Here is a 20,712-nt window from a genome sequence, read left to right as displayed (position 1 = left end):
ATAGCTACTCGATATGACAAGCTGAAAAGAAATTATCAAAGTTCTGTTGCTTTAGCCTGTATATTTTTATGGCTACCTTTATAGGGTTAATTATGAACAGTAAGTGTCAACAGACCCTAATAAAAAACAAAGAATATTATCGTAATTCAAGAGTCTTATAAGATGGCAAATACTTCCTTTCCTGACCTGCCTGCTTTAGTCCCTGGGCGTGGCAGTAAATTCAGCCGGACATTTTATAAAAAGCTTTTTCTTGCTCAAGGCTGGAAAATGGAAGGTGAATTCCCTAACCTGCCTAAAGCAGTAGCGATTATTTCCCCGCATACCTCGAATATCGATGCCTGGCTGGGCTTCAATGCTTTGCTCGGTCTCGGCATTCAGATCACGATTTTTGGCAAGGACAGTTTATTCCGCACACCACTTAAACCGATCCTGGAATGGATTGGTGTGGTTCCGGTTGTACGTGATACCCCTCAAGGACATACCCGACAGATTGTTGATGTCATTAATAAGACTGATCGGATCTGGGTAGGTATGGCACCGGAAGGTTCTCGCAAGGCGCCAGAAAAAATCCGCAGTGGTTTTTATCATATTGCCAAGGCAGCCCATTTGCCGATTGTGATGTTTTCCTTTGACTATGACATCAAGACCGTTCATATCCTCGGTGTATATCACCTGACAGGTGATTATGAATATGATCTGGAACAGATCTATAAACATTATGAAGGTAAATTTTCGGCCAAAAATCCAGATTGGGTCGCCAAACCGTTACAAAAGCTTTTGAAAAAAGACTAGGCAAAACTGGCTTTTTTTGATGTGATAGCCTGAATTTTGTTGATTTAATCGCCAGTTTTTTATAATGAAATTAACCCGTTATGCTCTGATTGGCTGCTTGGGTTTAAGCCTTGCAGCATGTGATAAAGCTACTAAAACCCCAACAACCTCTACTCCTCTTCAGGCTCGTGAACCTGTGGTGGCTATTGCGCTCGGTGGTGGCGGTGCCAAAGGCTTTGCCCATATCGGGGTACTCAAAGTCCTCGAATCGCACGGCATCAAACCGAAGATTGTTACTGGAACTAGTGCCGGAAGCTTCGTGGGCAGTCTATATGCCAGCGGCAAATCTCCTTATCAGTTGCAGCAAATCGCCTTGAACTTTAAAGAATCCGATATTCGTGATTTAACCCTGAACCGCCAAGGGATTATTGCCGGACAGAAACTGCAGGATTTCGTCAATAAAAATGTGGCGAATAAACCGATTGAACAGTTCCCGATTCGCTTCGCGGCAGTGGCAACCCGCCTAGACAATGGCCGTAAAGCTGACTTTATCAAAGGCAATGCCGGACAAGCCGTGCGTGCCTCTTGCAGTATTCCGAATGTCTTTGTGCCCGCTGTAATTGGCGGTACAAAATATGTCGATGGCGGTCTGGTTAGTCCAATTCCAGTAAAAACGGCCAAAGATATGGGAGCTGATATTGTTATTGCCGTAGATATATCTGCACGTCCGGACAGCAATAAAGCACTCAACATGTGGGGCGTACTGGACCAGACTATTAATATTATGGGTCAGCAAAGTATCAATGAAGAACTCAGGCAAGCTAATATCGTGATCCAGCCTAAAGTAGGTCATATTGGTACGCTGGATTTAAAAGCCAGCAATGAGACCATTCTTGAAGGTGAAAAAGCCGCGCAACTGAAAATCCGTTCAATTGAAAAAGCCATCAGTGATTTTAGGCAGTCTCCGGCTGCATTCAAGCCTGCACGACCGGCAAAATTTTAATCAGAAATTTTTTATATTCATCTGCTGCAGCATCTGCTACATTGGAAGTAAATCATATAAAGATGATGATTAATTAAATACTTAGCAATATAGGTCACGATATGGAATTAGTTCTTGAACCTTGGCACTGGTTTGTATTGGGAATACTTCTTATTCTGTCAGAATTACTCCTGCCCGCTTTTGCTGCTCTCTGGTTCGGGATTGGTGCCATTATGGTCGGCATTCTGTACTGGATGTTCCCGATGATGGGACTGACCACCCAGATCCTGACCTGGATCATCCTGTCTGTTCTTTGTACCTTGCTCTGGTTCAAGTTTATCAAGCCGCTTTCTATCGACAAGACCAAAGCCGGCTTGTCGCGTGAGGCCACTATTGGCCAAATTGGCATGGTGATTCAGACCGATCTTGAACAGGATCAGATTCGGGTTCGTTTTCCGCTGCCTGTTTTAGGCTCGGATGAATGGGATTGCCGTGCTCTGGATAAAGTTCAGGTTGGGGATCGTGTCCGTGTTGTCGATATTCTGGGAAATGACCTGGTTGTACAGCCCCACAGCACTCAATATCAAAACGAAAAAGGTGAATAAATTATGTCTGCTGGCACTATCATTGTTATTGCGTTCTTGGCCTTTGTTGCGATTACCATTTTTAAAGGTGTACGGATTGTTCCACAAGGCTATAAATGGATTGTGCAACGTCTGGGTAAATATCACACCACGCTTAATCCTGGCCTGAATTTTGTCATTCCTTACGTAGATGAAGTGGCTTATAAAGTCACCACCAAAGATATCGTTCTGGATATTCCTTCGCAGGAAGTAATTACCCGTGATAACGCTGTCTTGCTGATGAATGCGGTGGCTTATATCAACCTGACAACTCCTGAAAAAGCGGTATACGGGATTGAGAATTACTCCTGGGCAATTCAGAACCTGGTACAAACTTCGCTACGTTCAATCGTGGGTGAAATGGATCTGGATGACGCCTTATCTTCACGCGATCATATTAAGGCACGTTTAAAGTCCAGCATTTCTGATGATATTTCAGACTGGGGAATCACCTTAAAGACGGTTGAAATCCAGGATATCAAACCTTCTGTAACCATGCAGACGGCGATGGAAGAACAGGCAGCGGCAGAGCGTCAACGTCGTGCAACCGTCACTAAAGCGGATGGTGAAAAACAGGCCGCCATTCTGGAAGCTGATGGTCGTCTGGAAGCGTCACGTCGTGATGCAGAAGCGCAAGTCGTACTGGCAGAATCTTCACAGCGTGCGATTGATATGGTGAGTCAGGCAATTGGCGATAAGGAAATTCCTGTGGCTTATCTGTTGGGTGAACAATATGTCAAAGCCATGCAGGATATGGCCAAGTCTCCAAATGCCAAGACTGTGGTCTTGCCTGCCGATGTGCTGAATACCATTCGCGGTGTGATGGGACGTCACTAAATTTCAGAGATACTTCACAATAGGCAGCCAATTGGTTGCCTATTTTCTTTCAAAATAAGAAAATCTCAGCAAAGATTGTGAATTTATGGTTAAATTTCGCGTTTATTTTTGAAATCCTCTGGATTCGATGTTGCCTGGCTTTCGGGTTAAAGTCTTTCGCATCTGTCATAATCCTTGTTTCGATCTACTGTCCAACTTAAAAATGGATACCGTATGAGCTCCCTAAATCCAACCTTAATTACCTTTCTTTTTTATATTGTCGGCATGGTCGTGATTGGCCTGATGGCATACCGCGCGACAAACAACTTTTCTGATTACATCTTAGGGGGCCGACGTTTAGGTAGTTTCGTAACTGCACTTTCTGCAGGGGCTTCCGACATGAGTGGCTGGCTGCTGATGGGCTTGCCGGGTGCAATTTATCTTTCAGGCCTGTCTGAAATGTGGATTGCGATTGGTCTGATTATCGGTGCCTGGCTGAACTGGCTGCTGGTTGCGGGTCGTTTACGGGTCCATACCGAAGTCCAGCATAATGCCCTGACCCTACCGGACTATTTCTCGAACCGTTTTAACGATCAGAAAAAAGTACTGCGTGTGGTTTCTGCATTTGTCATTCTGATTTTCTTTGCAATTTACTGTGCTTCAGGCATGGTGGCAGGTGCGCGGCTGTTCGAAAGTATGTTCGACATGTCTTATAGTACAGCGCTCTGGATCAGTGCGATTGCAACGATCAGTTATGTGTTTATTGGCGGTTTCCTAGCAGTCAGCTGGACGGATACCATTCAGGCAACCCTGATGATCTTCGCCCTGCTTCTTACGCCAATCGTAACCATCCTGACTTTTTCAGATATGTCGCAAGTTACGCTCGCTTTGGAAGCCGCACGTCCACAGGCCATGAACTTGGTCGGTGATCTGAGTACCATCGCGATCCTGTCATTAATGGCATGGGGTTTGGGTTATTTTGGTCAGCCGCATATTTTAGTGCGTTTCATGGCCGCCGATTCAGTGAAGTCGATTCCAAATGCACGCCGTATCGGGATGACCTGGATGACGCTTTGTTTGGGTGGTGCAGTGGCTGCAGGTTTCTTTGGTATTGCCTATTTCCAGCAACATCCGGAACTCGCTGCTGTGGTGAATGCCAATCCTGAAACCGTATTTATGGAACTCACTAAAATTCTGTTCAATCCATGGATTGCCGGTGTGGTTCTGGCGGCAATTTTGGCCGCGGTGATGAGTACGCTTAGCTGTCAGTTACTGGTTTGTTCAAGTACCCTGACTGAAGACTTCTATAAATCATTCCTACGTAAAAATGCCTCACAAAAAGAACTGGTTTGGGTCGGTCGTTTGATGGTGCTTCTCATTGCTTTATTGGCAATCTGGATGGCTGGTAATCCTGAATCTAAAGTCTTGGGTCTGGTGGCGTATGCCTGGGCAGGTTTTGGCGCTGCTTTTGGTCCACTGATTATTCTGTCTTTGTTCTGGAAGCGCATGACCTTGAATGGCGCCTTGGCAGGCATGATCGTTGGCGCATGTATGGTGATTCTGTGGAAGAATACTGTTGGTGGAACAGGTCTTGGTTTTATTCCAGCCGGCATCTATGAAATTATTCCAGGCTTTATCTGTTCTTGGATTGCGATTGTAGTTGTAAGTCTCTTAGGCAAAGCACCAACAGCTGAAATTACAACACGCTTTGAACAGGCAGAACGTCTGTATAACGAAAGCAAGTAATTCAATATAAAAGAAAAGAGGACTTTAAGTCCTCTTTTTTATGCTTGTTTTAAGCTGATTTCAGGAAGATTAGTTTATTAAAATCAGCTTTTACGTGTCAGCAAGAACTGGGTAATCTGCATCAGGTCATCGGCTTGACTTTCAAAATGATTCAGTGCAGTCATGGCCTGATCATGTAATTGCTGTGCATAGGCTTGGGCTTTCTCTAAACCCATCAATGCTGGATAAGTTGACTTCTCCACCTGTTCATCCTTGCCCGCCGTTTTACCCAGCACTTCTGTATCAGAAATAATATCCAGAATATCGTCCTGCACCTGGAAAGCAAGACCAATGGCTTGCCCGAATTCACGCAATTTTGGAATGGCCAGATCAGTCCCTTCAAAGATCGTCACCGCTGCCATCATAATCGCTGCACTGATCAAAGCTCCGGTTTTATTTCGGTGAATGGTTTCCAATGCTTCCTGATCAATTTTTTTGCCTTCGGCCTGTAAATCCAGTACCTGACCATTGACCATTTTCGAGGAAGCAGTCGCCAGAATCTGCATCTGCTTCAAGACAATCGCTGGCTCTACTGCAGGCCCCTGATCAAATAGACGACTACCCAGAATTTCAAACGCCATAGATTGCAAAATATCACCCGCCAAAAGAGCCGTATCTTCACCAAAAGCAGCATGACAGGTTGGCTGACCACGACGTAACAAATCATTGTCCATACATGGCAGGTCATCATGGGCTAACGAATAGCAATGAATAAACTCGATCGCAACTGCGGCACGGCGTACCGCAGCACTATTCTGATTCGGTTTTAAAGCGGCAGTGGCATAACAGAGTGCTGGACGTACCCGCTTTCCTCCTAGCATTACGGCATGATGTACTGCCGACTTTAACGGTTCCGGAATGGAAAAGGCTTCCAAAGCAGTCATTAAATCGTGTTGAATCCGTTGTTGTGCTTGAGTTAGTGCATGGGTTGATACGTCAGTGATAGATGACACATTCGCCTCGAATACGTAGCCAGAATAATAAAATGACAGTTTATAAGTGCCTGTCTGTTATCAGGCATTGTACCTAGAATTGCTTTGAATTTTCAGTCTTAAATCCAAATGTTGTTTCATAATTCTGTATTTAGACTGAAAATTTGAGGTAGAAAATCTGCATCAATAAAAGAACCACCAGAGAACTGATGGTTTTACTTAGGCTAATTTCTCAAGAAATAATTTTAAGAAAGAACATCTTCAGGAACACGCACCCAACCTTCCATTAGCACACGCGCACTACGACTCATGATGGCTTTTTTTACTTTCCATTCTCCATTTTCCTGCACTGCTTGCGCACCCACTCTTAAGGTACCGGAAGGATGACCAAAGCGGACTGATTCACGTTCACCGCCACCCGCAACACGATTGACCAAAGTTCCCGGAATCGCTGCCGCTGTTCCAATCGCTACAGCGGCTGTTCCCATCATGGCATGATGCAACTTACCCATCGATAAGGCACGGACCAGAATATCGCTATCTGTTTCAGTGACTTCCTTACCACTAGAGGACGTATAAGTCTTTGGCGGAGCCACAAAAGCGATCTTTGGCGTATGCTGACGTGTAACAGCTTCACTAATGTCCTGAATCAGACCCATCTGTTGAGCAGCATAGGCTCGGATGGTTTCAAACTTCACCAAGGCAGCTGCATCATTATTGATATGGTCCTGTAACTCGGTACCGTTATAGCCCAGATCTTCTGCCTTTAAGAAAACTGTCGGGATCCCGGCATTAATCATCGTTACTTCAAAGCTGCCAATATTCGGTACTTCTAGCGTATCGGTTAAATTTCCGGTCGGAAACATTGAACCGCCCTCGGCATCATCATCGGCAGGATCCAGAAATTCAATCTGTACTTCGGCTGCTGGGAAAGTTACGCCATCCAGCTCAAAATCACCTAATTCCTGAACCTGACCATTCTGCATCGGTACATGGGCGATAATGGTTTTCTGAATATTCGCCTGCCAGATTCGCACCGTACACAGCCCATTTTCAGGAATACGTGCAGGATCGACCAGGCCATTGGAAATCGCAAATGCCCCAACTGCTGCAGTCAGATTGCCACAATTACCACTCCAGTCTACAAAAGGGCGATCAATCGATACCTGACCAAACAGATAATCCACATCATGATTTTCCTGCTGGCTTTTAGACAAAATTACGGTTTTGCTGGTACTTGAACTGGCGCCACCCATACCATCAATCTGTTTGCCATAAGGATCGGGGCTGCCGATCACTCTTAATAACAGCTGATCCCGAATCCGGCCTGCCTGCTGTGCAGCAACAGGTAAATCGTCCAGTTTAAAGAACACCCCTTTACTGGTGCCTCCGCGCATGTAAGTGGCTGGGATTTTGATTTGGGCAGCGAAACTCATGAATACTTTCTTCCTCTGGCTTGTCTTTATTCTGATCAAAATTATTGAATATTTGTGAGACGAGTATAATCGGTTTAAAGCCAAGTAGCTGCCTTGCCCGACCTAAGTATAAAAAAACAGCATTTGTGTCGAGTTAAAAAAACAGCAAACTCATCAGTTACATTTTCAATAAAATTAATATATTGATTCACATATCTTTTATTCTATTTATTTTTATAATTTTTTTTTATAAATACGATAATAATATTTCATCCAGACGGGTACTCTAGGCTTCTTATCTTTGTTCCATTACAATCTTTATACCTATTTCTTACATTGTCGGGCTGAACACTTTGAATAACGAGTCTTCACAACTTCAGCGTGGCTTAAAGAACCGTCATATTCAGTTGATCGCCATGGGCGGTGCAATTGGCACAGGCTTATTCTTAGGTTCCGCACAGGTGATCCAATCTGCGGGTCCTTCTATTATTCTTGGCTATGCCATTGGTGGCTTAATTGCATTCTTAATCATGCGTCAATTGGGTGAGATGATTGTTCATGAACCTGTAGCAGGTTCATTCAGCCATTTTGCTTATAAATATTGGGGTAAATTCCCTGGTTTCCTTGCGGGTTGGAACTACTGGATCTTATATATCCTGGTAGCCATGACCGAGCTTACCGCCGTTGCAAAATATATTAATTACTGGTGGCCTCATATTCCTGCCTGGACCTCAGTCCTGTTTTTCTTCATCGTAATTACGCTGGTCAATCTCGGCAATGTGAAATTCTACGGTGAATCAGAATTCTGGCTGTCTATTGTGAAAGTGACTGCGGTCGTTTCTATGATTGTCTTTGGTCTCTATCTGATCCTGACTGCTGATGCATCTTCAGGAGCTTCTTTCAGCAACCTTTGGACAGCAGGCGGTTTCTTCCCGAATGGTTTTGAAGGCTTATTCTATATGCTGGCCTTCCTGATGTTTGCCTTCGGTGGGATTGAACTGATCGGGATGGCCGCAGCAGAAGCTGAAAATCCAGAAAAAACCATTCCAAAAGCGATTAATCAGGTCGTATTCCGTATTCTGGTATTCTATGTAGGTGCATTGACCATTCTATTGTCTTTAGTACCTTGGAATCAGTTAGAGCTTGGCGGCCTAGATAAAAGCCCGTTTGTGATGATCTTTAGCCAACTAGGCATTGACTGGGCAGCACATTTACTGAACTTCATCATCCTGACAGCGGCACTCTCTGTTTATAACAGTGGTATGTATGCCAATAGCCGTATGCTTTATGGTCTGGCACAGCAAGGTAATGCCCCTAAAATCTTCAAGACTGTGAACAAACAAGGGGTTCCTATTCCTGCAGTACTGTTCTCTGCCCTGCTGATTTTCGGCTGTGTACTCCTAAACTACTTTGTTCCTGAAGATGCTTTAAGTCACCTGATTTATGTGGTGGTAGGTGCATTGGTACTGAACTGGGCCATGATTAGCTTGACCCACTTCAAGTTTATGCAAAGCATGAAGCAGTTAGGACAAAAGACCAGTTTCCCTGCATTGTGGTCACCTGCAAGTAATATTCTGGTTTTAGCTTTCATTGCAACCATTCTTTACATCATGTGGACACAAGGCTTTAAAGAATCAGTACTGATGCTTCCGATCTGGGTAGTGATCATGTTTATTCTGTTTAAGGCACTGCGCCCTAAGAATTAATCAAAAAATCTTTTAATCGATGATTTTTAAAGTTATTGCTGCGGCAATAACTTTTTTTTTGCATTTTTTACAGTACAATAGCCTTCTTTTCGCGCCCTTAGCTTAACTGGATAGAGCAGTTGCCTCCTAAGCGACCGACGTGGGTTCGAGTCCCGCAGGGCGCACCACCCTTTCAAAATGTGATCTATACTTCAAAAAATTAGCGTTAATCTTCATATTTTTAGAATATTTTTTATACAAAAAATCATTTTTTCTCCATTATTTTATTTCTTTTACTTTCAAATACTTATTTCAAAATAAGGCCATTTTTTGGTGCAAAAACTCTATTTTGGTGCTTTTTTAGACTAATTAGTTTTTTCTAGAGCATTTACTCTTATTTTAATTGTGCTATTTTTGTCACATGGAGTAACAAATGATTGCGGATAAATACCCGAAATCTCCAAAAATTTAATAAGTGCAAACAACAACGCTAGATATAAATTTGTACCTCAAGGAAAGACGTAAATGAAATTAAAAACATTAACTACTGCAATGATTCTTGCAACTGTGCCTATGACAGGCGCATTTGCAGCAGCACTAGATCGTTCAGGCCAATCAATGGCGGCCTTCCTGCAACCAGGTAATTATTTTGAAGCAGGTATTTCAGTCCTAGATCCAGATGTATCTGGTAAAGAAGCTGGTACAAGTGAAACACGCCGTAATATCGAAGATATGGCTGGTGATTACTATTTCCCAAGCGCAGCCTTAAAATTCCAACCTACTGAAAAATTCTCAGTCGGTATTTTATATGACCAACCATATGGCGCTGATGCAGAATACCAAGGTACCAATATCTTTACTTCAAACCCAGGTACAGACACTATTTTATCAACTGGTGCAATAAATAATATTGTACGTGCTAGAGCAGTTGCAGCTCTTGAAGCTCTAGGAGCGCCAATAAATGAGCAAACTCTAGCAGGTGCTGAAGCACAAGTTAGAAATAGTGCAGCATTTCAACAGTTAACTGGAGCACTTGCTGCAGGTAATAATTTCTTAGGCGAAGGCAATACTAAAGTTGAAGTAGATACTCAAAACCTATCTTTAGTTTTTGGTTACCAACCGACTGAAAACTGGAATATCTACGGTGGTGGTGTCTATCAAACCGTTAAAGGGAATCTAAGCTTACGCGGTCAAGCATATAGTCTTTTCAATGGTTATGATGCGACATTTAAAGAAACAAGTGGTACAGGCTGGTTAGCAGGTTTAGCCTTCCAAATCCCAGATATTGCTTTAAAAGCTTCTGTAACTTATCGTTCAGAAATTGACCATGATGTTTCAGCTTCTGAAGACTTATCACTTTTAAACTTCCCTTTACTAACAACTGTATTAGGTGGTTTAGGTGTTTCTCCTGCCCAGCTTGCTACTTTAGATGATTCAGGCAAAACTAAAATTACTACACCTCAATCTGTAAACTTGGATTTCCAAACAGGTGTAATGGCAAATACTGTAGCTTTCGCTAATGTACGCTGGGTAGACTGGTCAAACTTTTCTATTCGCCCTTACCAATTTGGCAATGTAAGTGAAGCTGTAGGCCCTCTAGTAGGTCGTCCAGATGGCTTTAATCTGGTTGAATATGAAGATGACCAAATTTCAGCAACTGTAGGTGTAGGTCGCAAGTTTAATGACCTATGGGCTGGTAACGTATCAGTAGGTTGGGATTCTGGTGCAGGCAACCCTGTATCTACACTTGGTCCAACTGAAGGTTACTGGAATGTTGGCCTAGGTCTTCAATACAGCCCAACACCAGCCACTTTCATTGCTGGTGGTGTAAAATACTTCATGTTAGGTGATGCAAAAGCACAAACAGGTGCACAAGCCGGTGGTCCTGAATATGTTGCTGAATTCGAAGATAACGATGCATGGGCATACGGTCTGAAAATCGGCTACCGTTTCTAATTCCTGATAGTTAATAAAGACCACCTTCGGGTGGTTTTTATTATCCCATTTATATTTTATACACCCGTATACTATTCGATGCTTTTATCACCAATCAAATTTTGCCTAAATTTTGTTTTTAATATATTTTGATAAAAATTATTATTTGTTTATTTTCATTAAGTTAATCAAAAAATATAGTATAAATACTCTAAGCAATCATTTTTTATAACCGCCATAGTTCATTTCTTGGACGAAGTGGAGCATTTACTCTTTTTAAATTTGTGTTACTTTTCCACAACTTTTATTAATATTTATGCAACATTGTCAAGGATGAGCCATGAAGCTTAAGCCAATCTCTATCGCTATTCTTCTTTCTAGCCTGCCTACTTCTCTCGTGTTCGCTGCCGGTTTAGACCGTTCAGGCCAGTCTATTCAGGCTTTTTTACAACCTGGTAACTATGCGGAAGCGGGTATTTCTGTTTTAGATCCAGAAGTTCAAGGTAAAGACAATGCCGGCAATAAAGTCAGCGATATGGCTGAAGATTACTACTTCCCTACTGCTGCTATAAAAATTCAGGCAACTGATAAAATATCTCTGGGTTTACTTTATGACCAGCCATTTGGAGCTGACGCTCAATATGCGCCTGAATCTAATGCTTTTGCTACAGTAAATACCAATACTGGTGTATTGGAGGGCACTTCTGTTGAAGTAAAAACCAATAGCATTACAGCACTTATAGGGTATCAGCCAAATGAGAACTGGAATGTTTATGCCGGACCTGTCTATCAAAGCGTAAAGGCGAAAGTCTCCCTACGTGGTACAGCATATAGAGGCCCGCAAGTTCTTGGCGGTTATGATATTGACCTTAAAGAAAGTGAAGCTTACGGTTGGTTAGCTGGTTTTGCATATTCTATTCCTGAAATTGCCTTAAAAGCTGCTGTGACTTATCGCTCTGAAATTAAACATGAATTAGATACCACAGAAACCTTCGGTTTTGGTACAGATGGGGCTTTATATATTCCTGGATTAACTGGCACATTATTGGGTAAACCAGTAATTCCAACTTACCATAAAGCGGAAATTACTACACCACAATCAGTCAACATTGACTTACAGTCAGGCATTGCAAAAAATACCTTAGCCTTTGCTAATATTCGCTGGGTACATTGGGATCAGTTTGCAGTAAAACCTGCTTATTTATCTCAGCTAACTGGCGCACTCACCGGAAAACAGCAGAATCTTGTCGATTATTCAGATGATCAATGGTCTGCAAATGTGGGTTTAGGTCATAAATTTAACGTTAAATGGTCAGGCTCTGCTGCTGTAGGTTATGACTCTGGTGCAGGAAACCCGGTAACCACCTTGGGTCCAACTGAAGGTTATTGGAGTGTCGGTCTAGGCGGCCAATACAGCCCTGCAGAAAACTATTTTATCCAGGCTGGGGTTAAATACTTCTGGCTAGGAGATGCACAAGCACAAACAGGTGGTGAAGTAAAAGGTAGCTTTGAAGACAACCATGCAATCGGCTATGGTATGAAAATCGGTTACCGTTTCTAATTGCGTTAAAAAATTAGTATTCAACAAGAAAGGGCGCTATAAGCGCCCTTTCTTTTATTACATACACTTAAATATTAAGCTGGAATATCACGTACCGATGCATTACGAATTGCTTCTTTCAATGCGTCATAACCATGAATTGGCGGGAATTGCGGGAATTCTGCAATCACATTCTCTGGTGCGTCGAACAGGAAGCCATGATCTGCTTCACCCAGCATTGTGGTATCGTTATATGAATCACCGGCTGCAATCACACGGAAATTCAGACCGTGTAATGCTTTCACTGCCTGACGCTTCTGATCTGGCTGGCGAAGTTTATAAGCAGTGATCATGCCCTCTTCATCAGTTTCCAGCTTATGACAGAAAATCGTTGGCCAGCCTAGTTGCTTCATTAGAGGATGAGCAAATTCATAGAAAGTGTCAGACAGAATAATCAGCTGAAAATGAGTACTTACCCATTCTACAAATTCTTTAGCACCTTCAAATGGCCCCATATCCGCAATCACGGCCTGAATATCATTTAAACCTAAACCATGCTGTTTTAAAATATTCAAACGCTGGGTCATCAACACATCATAATCAGGAATATCACGTGTCGTTGCTTCGAGCTCTTTAATACCTGTTTTTTTAGCAAAATTGATCCAAATTTCTGGAACCAAAACGCCCTCTAGATCTAGACATACGACTTCCATGAAGCATCCCCTCAGTTGTATTGAAAAAATTTTGCCCTATCATAGCTGAAGAAAAAGATTTTGCACTGTTCTTTTTTAAATCTGTTTTTTTCATAAGTATTTATTTTTTAGTGATAAGTAGCTTTGGGCATTTCTATTAAAATAGAATAAATCTGAAATAAATTCATATAGGCCACGTCATTTCCAAGCCTATGCCGCCAGGACTCATATGACCAAAATCCCCACTATTGCTATGGTAGATGCGCTTGCATCTGAATATGCAGATAAATCACCAAGTGAAATTTTAGCGCTTGCTCTCGAGCAGGAAGGCGAAATTGCCATTTCATTTTCTGGTGCAGAAGATGTTGTACTGATTGATATGGCATCTAATTTAGGTAAACCTTTCCGGGTATTTAGCCTGGATACAGGGCGTCTGCATGCTGAGACTTATCAATTTATTGAAAAAGTCCGCCAGCACTATAATATTGATATCGAAATCTGTTTCCCGGAAACAGATGCGATTCAACAACTGACGACTGAAAAAGGTTTGTTCAGTTTCTACCGTGACGGCCATCAGGAATGTTGCGGAATCCGCAAGGTGCAACCTTTACGCAAAAAACTGGCAACTTTAGATGGCTGGATTACCGGTCAGCGTAAAGACCAAAGCCCGGGAACACGTAATGACATTCCAGTGGTTCAATCTGATGAAGGTTTTTCTGGTCCAGGCAAACAGCTGATTAAATATAATCCCCTTGCCAACTGGTCTAGTGCAGATGTGTGGAATTATATCCGAATGATGGAAATTCCATACAACCCACTACATGAAAAAGGTTTTATCTCCATTGGCTGTGAACCTTGTACCCGTCCTGTGCTGCCAAATCAGCATGAACGTGAAGGACGCTGGTGGTGGGAAGAAGCCACCCATAAAGAATGTGGCTTGCATGCCGGGAACTTGAAAAAATAATCTTAAAAAACCATCCGTTCGTCGGGTGGTTTTTTTGTGAACCAATCGGCTACAGAAAAATCAGTACCTTTATGCGACAAAATCGCTATACTTTGTAATGTGATACCAATAATTCTAACAAGGTTGCTTATACATGAGCAGCTGAAGAAAATGCAGTGAGGCAATCTACGCTATGCGTCCATTACATCCGATTGACTTTATTTTTTTGTCTTTAGAGAAACGGCAGCAGCCTATGCATGTAGGCGGGTTATTTTTGTTTCAAATTCCTGACAATGCACCAGCCTCTTTTATCCGGGATCTGGTGACTGATATTCGCAATTCCAAATCCTCACCGATTCCTCCATTTAATAACTATTTAAACGGTTTATTTTGGGATGAAGATGAAGAGTTTGATTTAGATCATCATTTTCGTCATATTGCCTTACCGAAACCTGGGCGTATCCGCGAGCTGCTGACTTATATTTCCCAAGAACACAGCGCACTGATTGACCGCGCTAAACCGCTTTGGACCTGTCATATTATTGAAGGCATTGAAGGCAACCGTTTTGCCATGTACTTCAAGATTCACCATGCGATGGTAGACGGTATTGCAGGCATGCGTCTGGTAGAAAAATCACTTTCTCATGATCCACATGCGAAAAGTATTGTGCCACCTTGGTGTGTAGAAGGTCCACGAGCAAAACGTCTGAAAGCGCCGAAAGTCAGCCGCATGAAGAATGTGTTACAGGCGATTAAAGGCCAGCTGGAATGTACGCCACGAGTGGCTTATGAATTATCACAAACCGTACTGAAAGATATGGGGCGTAATCCGGATTATGTGTCCAGCTTTCAAGCACCAAGTTCTATTTTAAATCAGCGTGTCAGTGCCTCACGTCGTTTCGCAGCCCAATCTTTTGAATTCTCACGTTTACGTCATATTTCTAAAGCTTTAGGTGTAACGATTAATGATATCGTGTTAGCGATCTGTTCAGGTGCCTTACGCGAATATTTACTCACACAAAATGCCTTGCCGAAAAAACCATTAATTGCAATGGTGCCCGCTTCTGTACGTAGCGATGACTCCGATGTTTCCAACCGTATTACCATGATTCTGGCGAATCTGGGCACGCATAAGGATGATCCTTTGGAGCGTCTTAAAACGGTACGTCGCAGTGTACTCAGTGCTAAAGAACGCTTTAAGCGCATGAATGCCAATCAGATTCTGAACTATAGTGCTTTTGTCTACGGTCTTGCAGGATTCAATATTGCATCTGGCTTAATGCCAAAACGTCAGGCATTTAACGTGATCATTTCCAATGTCCCTGGTCCTCAGGAACCTCTGTACTGGAATGGCGCACGTTTGGAAGCCTTATATCCGGCTTCGATTGTACTGGATGGACAGGCACTGAATATCACCATGACCAGTTATATGGACAAGCTTGAAGTAGGTCTTACTGCTTGCCGTAATGCTCTACCCAAAATGCAGAATCTATTGACTCATCTTGAAGAAGAAATTCAACGCTTCGAACGGATTGTGGATGGTGAACCCGTCCCAAAGTTGAAAGCGGTCAGTTAGCCGCGGACGAATAAAATCTGGCAATGGACTGCTAAAAAGTGTGTGAGCACTTTTGCCAATCATTTAGTAAAAAATAAAGGGGCAATTTAAGCCCCTTTATTTTATTCTTTTTACAGTTTGAATGAAATTCATACAACCGCAATCTATTTTGGTTTAATTAACTTTTAATAGTACGACATTGTTTCAATAACTGATGGCAGACAGAGCGAATCATAGAAGCTGTAATCTGAACTTCATTCCCGCGTTCATCCACAATATATCCTGCATGCACAGCCTTTGGTTCTAATACGTGTTTCAAGCTTTTATTGATTACAACTTTACTCATACTCATCATAGACTCCTTTTGCTAAGCCTAGAACTGGGAGAAAGGCTTTGGCTAATTTGATGTTTCTAGTATTGTAAATATCAGTAGAGTTGTAAAATTTCAGATGTAACAAGTGTTTAACGATATTCTGTTACAATTTCAGCTGAGAATGATATCGTATTGCTCTTGCGTGTATAAATTTTCGACCTGGAATTTAATTACACGATTAATAAAGTGTTCCAGATCCGCCACAGCCGGGGCTTCTGCAGTCAACAGCCGATCAATCACTGCCGGATGGGCAACAACAGTAAAGCCACTTTGTGATTCATAAGCGCGAGCATAGCGCAGGATTTCCCGAAAGATTTCGTAACACACTGATTCTGCTGTTTTCACATATCCACGTCCCTGACAGGTCGGACAGGACTCGCATAACAAGTGTTCCAAAGACTCACGGGTACGCTTACGCGTCATCTCCACCAACCCCAGTTCAGACACCTGGGTGATCTTGGTTTTGGCATGATCACGTTCCAGCATTTTCACAAACTGGTTCATCACCTCTTCACGGTGCTGGGCTTCCTGCATGTCAATGAAGTCGATGATGATAATACCGCCCAGATTACGCAGACGCAGCTGACGTGCAATCACCTGTGTGGCTTCCATATTGGTTTTAAACACCGTATCTTCCAGCGAGCGGCCGCCCACATAAGAACCGGTATTAACATCAATGGTGGTCATGGCTTCGGTCTGGTCAATCATCAGATAACCGCCAGACTTTAGTGCGACACGGGTTTGTAAAGCCTTTTGCAGATCTTCTTCGACATTGTACAAATCGAAAATTGGTCGCTCGCCCGGATAATGCAGTAAACGGTCTTTCATATTCGGCACGAACTCATCCACAAACTCTTTCAACTTGCCGTGAATTTCGCGTGAATCGATATAGATCTTTTCGGTTTCTTCATTGGCCAGGTCACGAATAACACGCTGTGGCAAAGGCAGCTCTTCAAAGATCAATGAAGGCACTGCGATGACTTTTTGTTTGCGCTGAATGTATTCCCAGAGTTTAGCCAGATAAGCCATATCCTGTGCAATCGCCTCTTCTTCAATGCCATCCGCAGCAGTACGGACAATCACGGAGCCAGGCAACTTGTGTTCTGCCTGAATACGCTCAATGATCGAGCGTAAACGATTGCGTTCATCTTCGGATTCAATCCGCTGCGATACGCCAATATGATTGCCATATGGCATCAAGACCAAATAACGTGAAGGAATAGAAAGATCAGTAGATAGACGAGCGCCCTTGGTGCCAAGCATATCTTTCATCACCTGAACGGTAAGAATCAGACCTGGCTGCAACAGCTCAAATACATTCGGCGTTGGCTGGCTACGTGGCCAGACCATGTCATTGATATGCAAAAATGCCGTTCTGGACAGGCCAATATCGACAAAAGCGGCCTGCATGCCCGGCAAGACCCGGACCACTTTTCCTTTATAGATATTCCCGACCAATCCGCGCTTGGCCGTACGCTCGACAAACAGTTCATTCACCGTGCCGTTTTCAATCAACGCCACACGACATTCCATCGGTGTGACGTTAATCAACAACTCGTCAGACATAACAACACTCAAAACATTATAAGAATTCTTTTTCAGCAGTTAATTTAGTGCCTTAACCGTCTGCAATAACTGTACTGTTTCATATAGTGGCAATCCCACTACATTAGAATAACTACCTTCTATTCTTGGAATATAACGCGCTGCAATTCCCTGTATTGCATAGGCACCTGCTTTCCCAAGCGGCTCACCTGTTGCCCAGTAACTTTCCATATCATGGCTATTTAGTGGCTGAAATTCAACCTGTGTACGAACTACTATACTGTATTTTTCTTCTTTTGTGCGGACGCACACTCCAGTATACACATCATGCCATCTCCCTGAAATTTTTTCCCACATTTCAAAGGCATGCTTTTTGGATTCAGGTTTCCCCAAAATCTCATTATTCACACCTAAACTGGTATCCGCAGCAATAATAATGGCATCCGGAAACAGCTTGGCCACCGCTTCCGCTTTGACTTGCGCCAGACGTTCGACATAGGCTGCAATGGACTCATTTTCCAGTACAGATTCGTCTACATCTGGGCTACAGATCTCAAAGTTCAGCCCGAGTTGCTGCAAAAGTTCACGGCGTCGAGGTGAGCTGGAAGCGAGGATTAAATGCGCCATTTTCTCAAAAAGTAATAAAGCACTGGCCATATGATGACACTAGTCAGCATGGGAATCCAATGTCGTGCAAATGAGAATTGTACGCCGGTCGAAATCTGGGCAAAGAAGATAATCATCAAATGTGCCAGAATCGCAATTGCCGTAATGACCCATAAATTAGCAAAGGTCAGAATACGGCGCTCACGGGTCAGGAAACGTGCCACAAAAGCAATGATGATAAAGCTAAGTGCATTGAGACCTAAAGGCGCATCAAGCAGTAAATCAATGAAGATCCCGGTAGCAAATGCAAACCAGATTCCACACCAGGTCGGCTGACACAATACCCAGAACAGCATGACCATTAACATAAATAATGGACGCCATCCCGAGGTCTCGTAAGACAGTGGATAGACTGAGAGAACAGAAGCCACAATCACTGAAATAACAATGGCAAATAAAGGATCACGATGTGTTTTAGGTCGCATCTTAGCGATTGACATGCGGTTGCTCCATCGCTAATGAGTCAGAGAACAGCACGACGACATGATGACCACCGGCCAACTGTGCCGCTGGAGTAACATCAATCTGGGCAAATTCCCCTGAATTATGCCGTTTCACATTGGATACTGTTCCCACCAGATAACCTGCCGGAAAATGCTGTCCCAGACCTGAACTGTAAACTTTTTCACCAACTTTGATATTGGCGCTGGTCGGTACATATTCCATTTTCAGGCGTCCCAGATCCCCGGTCCCCGAGACAATGGCACGCATACCAGTATGTTCCAGACGCACTGACAAGGAGTGTTCTTTATCAGAGAGCAGCATGACCCGGCTACTATGCGGATAGACATCAATAATCTGTCCCATAATCCCCATATCATCCAGTACGGTCTGACCGACTTTCAGCTTGTTATTGGAACCACGGTTGATCACGATGATATGGCGTAGCGGATCAGCATCGGTACCAATCACCTCAGCAATTTCCATACGTCCATCAAGAATCAGAGGGGTATCTAAAAGACCGCGTAAACGAGTATTTTCTGCAGAAAGTTCTGCAATTTTTTGTAGGCGAACTTGCGCCTGCAATAGCTCAGCCTGCATCGCGGTATTTTCACGACGCAGTTGCGCTTCAGATTTGGTTTGTTGATTCAGCCATTCTCGCGACAGTACCGGATAGCTGGCCACGGCATAAATGGGATTATAGGCCGCGTACAAGACATCCCTTGCAGGTTGAACAACATGTGGCATGCGCCAGTCAAAGAACAGCACCACCAGACATGTTATCAGTGCAATGATAAAAGAGCGAAAAGATGGCGGTTGTCGAGAAAACAGATGTGCTTGCACCCGCCGAATCCTTGTCTTAGCCTACAAATAACATGTCATGATTTGGATTGTCGAAGAATTCGAGTACCTTACCGCCACCACGAGTCACACAAGACAGTGGATCTTCAGCAACCACCACAGGCAGACCTGTTTCTTTGGCAAGCAGCTTGTCCAGGTTACGCAACAATGCACCACCACCGGTCAACACGATCCCGCGTTCAGCGATATCAGAAGATAGTTCAGGAGGTGTTTGTTCCAGTGCAGATTTCACCGCAGACACAATGTTTTGTAGTGGATCAGAAATCGCTTGAGTGACTTCATCCGAGTTCACCACAATCGCACGAGGCACACCTTCAGCCAGGTTACGGCCACGGACTTCAATTTCCAGCGGTTTTGCACCTTCATCTGGAAGTGCCATGCCGACTTCTTTTTTGATCACTTCAGCTGTAGTTTCACCGATCACGCAACCATGTGCCTTACGCACGTAGTTGATAATCTGTTCATCAAATACATCACCGCCAATACGCAGCGAGTCTGCATATACGCAGCCCTGTAATGAAATTACTGCAATCTCAGTTGTACCGCCGCCCACATCAACAACCATCGAACCACACGCCTGCTCAACCGGCATGCCTGCACCAATTGCAGCTGCCATCGGTTCTTCAATCAGACGTACTTCACGTGCACCCGCATTATAAACTGCTTCACGGATCGCACGGCGTTCAACCAGTGTCGATTTACATGGCACGCAAACCACCACGCGTGGCGCTGGCGGGAATAAACGTTTTTCGTGTACCTTACCAATGAACTGATTTAACATGGTTTCGGTCACTTCGAAATCCGCAATCACGCCGTCTTTCATCGGACGGATTGCAGAAATATTTGCTGGGGTACGACCAAGCATTTGTTTCGCGTCAAGACCTACGGCAGCAACAATTTTATGTGAACCACTGTGACGGATGGCTACAACCGTCGGTTCATTTAATATAATGCCTCGTCCTGGCGCATAAATAAGTGTATTTGCAGTACCTAAATCAATAGCGAGATCTGGCGAAAACAAGCCTATTAGTCGTTTTAGAATCACGGGGACGTTCTCAGTTAAACTTTATATGGACGCAAGGTGGCCACTTTAACTAAATGTGATGATTTGGACAAGTCAATCGCTTATCATAACGCATGATAATTTGAATT

The 20,712-nt window shown here is 43.4% G+C and carries 19 protein-coding genes, 1 tRNA gene and 1 pseudogene; 12 read left to right on the top strand and 9 right to left on the bottom strand.

Annotated features, from left to right (window positions below):
• The 6 genes and pseudogenes from FTV34_RS11155 to putP all read left to right on the top strand — a co-directional run.
• Nucleotides 1–103, top strand: a pseudogene (locus FTV34_RS11155) (IS5/IS1182 family transposase); the annotation flags it as partial.
• A gap of 59 nt (nt 104–162) precedes the next feature.
• Entirely contained in the window at nt 163–792 is a 630-nt protein-coding gene (locus FTV34_RS11150) for a 1-acyl-sn-glycerol-3-phosphate acyltransferase (protein ID WP_180070186.1), read from the top strand.
• 64 nt (nt 793–856) lie between these two features.
• The gene (locus FTV34_RS11145) at nt 857–1,774 is read left to right on the top strand and encodes a patatin-like phospholipase family protein (protein WP_004783071.1); all 918 of its coding nucleotides are present in this window, start codon (nt 857–859) and stop codon (nt 1,772–1,774) included.
• A gap of 101 nt (nt 1,775–1,875) precedes the next feature.
• Nucleotides 1,876–2,358, top strand: coding sequence for an NfeD family protein (locus tag FTV34_RS11140; protein ID WP_004783073.1), 483 nt, complete (start codon nt 1,876–1,878; stop codon nt 2,356–2,358).
• Nucleotides 2,359–2,361: 3 nt separating this feature from the next.
• Nucleotides 2,362–3,213 carry an SPFH domain-containing protein gene (locus FTV34_RS11135; RefSeq protein ID WP_005234507.1) on the top strand — a complete coding sequence of 284 codons (852 nt, stop codon included), beginning with the start codon at nt 2,362–2,364 and terminating at the stop codon, nt 3,211–3,213.
• 213 nt (nt 3,214–3,426) lie between these two features.
• Nucleotides 3,427–4,938 (top strand): sodium/proline symporter PutP, encoded by a 1,512-nt coding sequence (putP, locus tag FTV34_RS11130; RefSeq protein WP_159122845.1) that lies wholly within the window; start codon nt 3,427–3,429, stop codon nt 4,936–4,938.
• Between the two features lie 83 nt (nt 4,939–5,021).
• Here the strand turns inward: putP and FTV34_RS11125 are convergent, their stop codons facing one another.
• Nucleotides 5,022–5,930 (bottom strand): polyprenyl synthetase family protein, encoded by a 909-nt coding sequence (locus FTV34_RS11125; RefSeq protein ID WP_004783076.1) that lies wholly within the window; start codon nt 5,928–5,930, stop codon nt 5,022–5,024.
• A gap of 224 nt (nt 5,931–6,154) precedes the next feature.
• The gene (prpF, locus tag FTV34_RS11120) at nt 6,155–7,345 is read right to left on the bottom strand and encodes a 2-methylaconitate cis-trans isomerase PrpF (protein WP_180070184.1); all 1,191 of its coding nucleotides are present in this window, start codon (nt 7,343–7,345) and stop codon (nt 6,155–6,157) included.
• A 332-nt stretch (nt 7,346–7,677) separates the two neighbouring features.
• On the opposite strand from prpF, the gene FTV34_RS11115 reads away from it, so the two are divergent.
• From FTV34_RS11115 to FTV34_RS11100, 4 genes are all read left to right on the top strand, one after another.
• Nucleotides 7,678–9,030: an amino acid permease gene (locus tag FTV34_RS11115; RefSeq protein WP_166139632.1), complete on the top strand. Its 1,353-nt coding sequence runs from the start codon at nt 7,678–7,680 to the stop codon at nt 9,028–9,030.
• A gap of 91 nt (nt 9,031–9,121) precedes the next feature.
• Nucleotides 9,122–9,197, top strand: a tRNA-Arg gene (locus tag FTV34_RS11110).
• A 337-nt stretch (nt 9,198–9,534) separates the two neighbouring features.
• Nucleotides 9,535–10,965, top strand: a complete 1,431-nt coding sequence (locus FTV34_RS11105; RefSeq protein WP_180070182.1) for an outer membrane protein transport protein — start codon at nt 9,535–9,537, stop codon at nt 10,963–10,965.
• A 319-nt stretch (nt 10,966–11,284) separates the two neighbouring features.
• On the top strand, nt 11,285–12,505 hold the full coding sequence (locus tag FTV34_RS11100) for an OmpP1/FadL family transporter (protein WP_180070180.1): 1,221 nt from the start codon (nt 11,285–11,287) through the stop codon (nt 12,503–12,505).
• Nucleotides 12,506–12,579: 74 nt separating this feature from the next.
• On the opposite strand, the gene thrH is transcribed toward FTV34_RS11100, so the two are convergent.
• Entirely contained in the window at nt 12,580–13,197 is a 618-nt protein-coding gene (gene thrH, locus FTV34_RS11095; protein WP_180053687.1) for a bifunctional phosphoserine phosphatase/homoserine phosphotransferase ThrH, read from the bottom strand.
• Between the two features lie 208 nt (nt 13,198–13,405).
• On the opposite strand from thrH, the gene FTV34_RS11090 reads away from it, so the two are divergent.
• Together FTV34_RS11090 and FTV34_RS11085 are read left to right on the top strand one after the other, a co-directional pair.
• Nucleotides 13,406–14,140 carry a phosphoadenylyl-sulfate reductase gene (locus tag FTV34_RS11090; RefSeq protein WP_034703384.1) on the top strand — a complete coding sequence of 245 codons (735 nt, stop codon included), beginning with the start codon at nt 13,406–13,408 and terminating at the stop codon, nt 14,138–14,140.
• Between the two features lie 172 nt (nt 14,141–14,312).
• Nucleotides 14,313–15,695, top strand: coding sequence for a wax ester/triacylglycerol synthase family O-acyltransferase (locus FTV34_RS11085; RefSeq protein WP_004783088.1), 1,383 nt, complete (start codon nt 14,313–14,315; stop codon nt 15,693–15,695).
• Nucleotides 15,696–15,852: 157 nt separating this feature from the next.
• Here the strand turns inward: FTV34_RS11085 and FTV34_RS11080 are convergent, their stop codons facing one another.
• From FTV34_RS11080 to FTV34_RS11055, 6 genes are all read right to left on the bottom strand, one after another.
• The gene (locus FTV34_RS11080; protein WP_004783090.1) at nt 15,853–16,026 is read right to left on the bottom strand and encodes a PA1571 family protein; all 174 of its coding nucleotides are present in this window, start codon (nt 16,024–16,026) and stop codon (nt 15,853–15,855) included.
• A 132-nt stretch (nt 16,027–16,158) separates the two neighbouring features.
• The gene (gene rng / locus FTV34_RS11075) at nt 16,159–17,613 is read right to left on the bottom strand and encodes a ribonuclease G (RefSeq protein WP_034703386.1); all 1,455 of its coding nucleotides are present in this window, start codon (nt 17,611–17,613) and stop codon (nt 16,159–16,161) included.
• A 39-nt stretch (nt 17,614–17,652) separates the two neighbouring features.
• Nucleotides 17,653–18,219 carry a Maf family nucleotide pyrophosphatase gene (locus FTV34_RS11070; protein ID WP_180070178.1) on the bottom strand — a complete coding sequence of 189 codons (567 nt, stop codon included), beginning with the start codon at nt 18,217–18,219 and terminating at the stop codon, nt 17,653–17,655.
• Nucleotides 18,207–18,698, bottom strand: a complete 492-nt coding sequence (gene mreD / locus FTV34_RS11065; protein ID WP_166139624.1) for a rod shape-determining protein MreD — start codon at nt 18,696–18,698, stop codon at nt 18,207–18,209. The genes FTV34_RS11070 and mreD overlap by 13 nt, the downstream gene beginning before the upstream one ends.
• Nucleotides 18,685–19,542, bottom strand: a complete 858-nt coding sequence (gene mreC, locus FTV34_RS11060; protein WP_166139623.1) for a rod shape-determining protein MreC — start codon at nt 19,540–19,542, stop codon at nt 18,685–18,687. Before mreC ends, mreD begins: the two co-directional genes overlap by 14 nt.
• Before the next feature lie 16 nt (nt 19,543–19,558).
• Complete coding sequence (locus FTV34_RS11055; protein WP_005234480.1) at nt 19,559–20,605, bottom strand: rod shape-determining protein; 1,047 nt, start codon at nt 20,603–20,605, stop codon at nt 19,559–19,561.
• Nucleotides 20,606–20,712: the final 107 nt, after the last annotated feature.

Origin of the sequence: Acinetobacter sp. YH16038 (assembly GCF_013417275.1) — a bacterium.
In the GTDB taxonomy this organism is placed as follows: Bacteria; Pseudomonadota; Gammaproteobacteria; order Pseudomonadales; family Moraxellaceae; genus Acinetobacter.
The sequence above is the reverse complement of the archived record's forward strand: the minus strand, read 5'-3'. Positions and strand labels throughout refer to the sequence as shown.

Coding starts and splice junctions, on each gene's coding strand:
- FTV34_RS11100 (WP_180070180.1), top strand. CDS start 11,285: ATGAAGCTTAAGCCAATCTCTATCGCTATTCTTCTTTCTAGCCTGCCT.
- FTV34_RS11085 (WP_004783088.1), top strand. CDS start 14,313: ATGCGTCCATTACATCCGATTGACTTTATTTTTTTGTCTTTAGAGAAA.
- putP (WP_159122845.1), top strand. CDS start 3,427: ATGAGCTCCCTAAATCCAACCTTAATTACCTTTCTTTTTTATATTGTC.
- FTV34_RS11150 (WP_180070186.1), top strand. CDS start 163: ATGGCAAATACTTCCTTTCCTGACCTGCCTGCTTTAGTCCCTGGGCGT.
- prpF (WP_180070184.1), bottom strand. CDS start 7,345: ATGAGTTTCGCTGCCCAAATCAAAATCCCAGCCACTTACATGCGCGGA.
- thrH (WP_180053687.1), bottom strand. CDS start 13,197: ATGGAAGTCGTATGTCTAGATCTAGAGGGCGTTTTGGTTCCAGAAATT.
- FTV34_RS11145 (WP_004783071.1), top strand. CDS start 857: ATGAAATTAACCCGTTATGCTCTGATTGGCTGCTTGGGTTTAAGCCTT.
- FTV34_RS11135 (WP_005234507.1), top strand. CDS start 2,362: ATGTCTGCTGGCACTATCATTGTTATTGCGTTCTTGGCCTTTGTTGCG.
- FTV34_RS11105 (WP_180070182.1), top strand. CDS start 9,535: ATGAAATTAAAAACATTAACTACTGCAATGATTCTTGCAACTGTGCCT.
- FTV34_RS11140 (WP_004783073.1), top strand. CDS start 1,876: ATGGAATTAGTTCTTGAACCTTGGCACTGGTTTGTATTGGGAATACTT.
- FTV34_RS11070 (WP_180070178.1), bottom strand. CDS start 18,219: ATGGCGCATTTAATCCTCGCTTCCAGCTCACCTCGACGCCGTGAACTT.
- FTV34_RS11080 (WP_004783090.1), bottom strand. CDS start 16,026: ATGAGTATGAGTAAAGTTGTAATCAATAAAAGCTTGAAACACGTATTA.
- FTV34_RS11090 (WP_034703384.1), top strand. CDS start 13,406: ATGACCAAAATCCCCACTATTGCTATGGTAGATGCGCTTGCATCTGAA.
- mreD (WP_166139624.1), bottom strand. CDS start 18,698: ATGTCAATCGCTAAGATGCGACCTAAAACACATCGTGATCCTTTATTT.
- rng (WP_034703386.1), bottom strand. CDS start 17,613: ATGTCTGACGAGTTGTTGATTAACGTCACACCGATGGAATGTCGTGTG.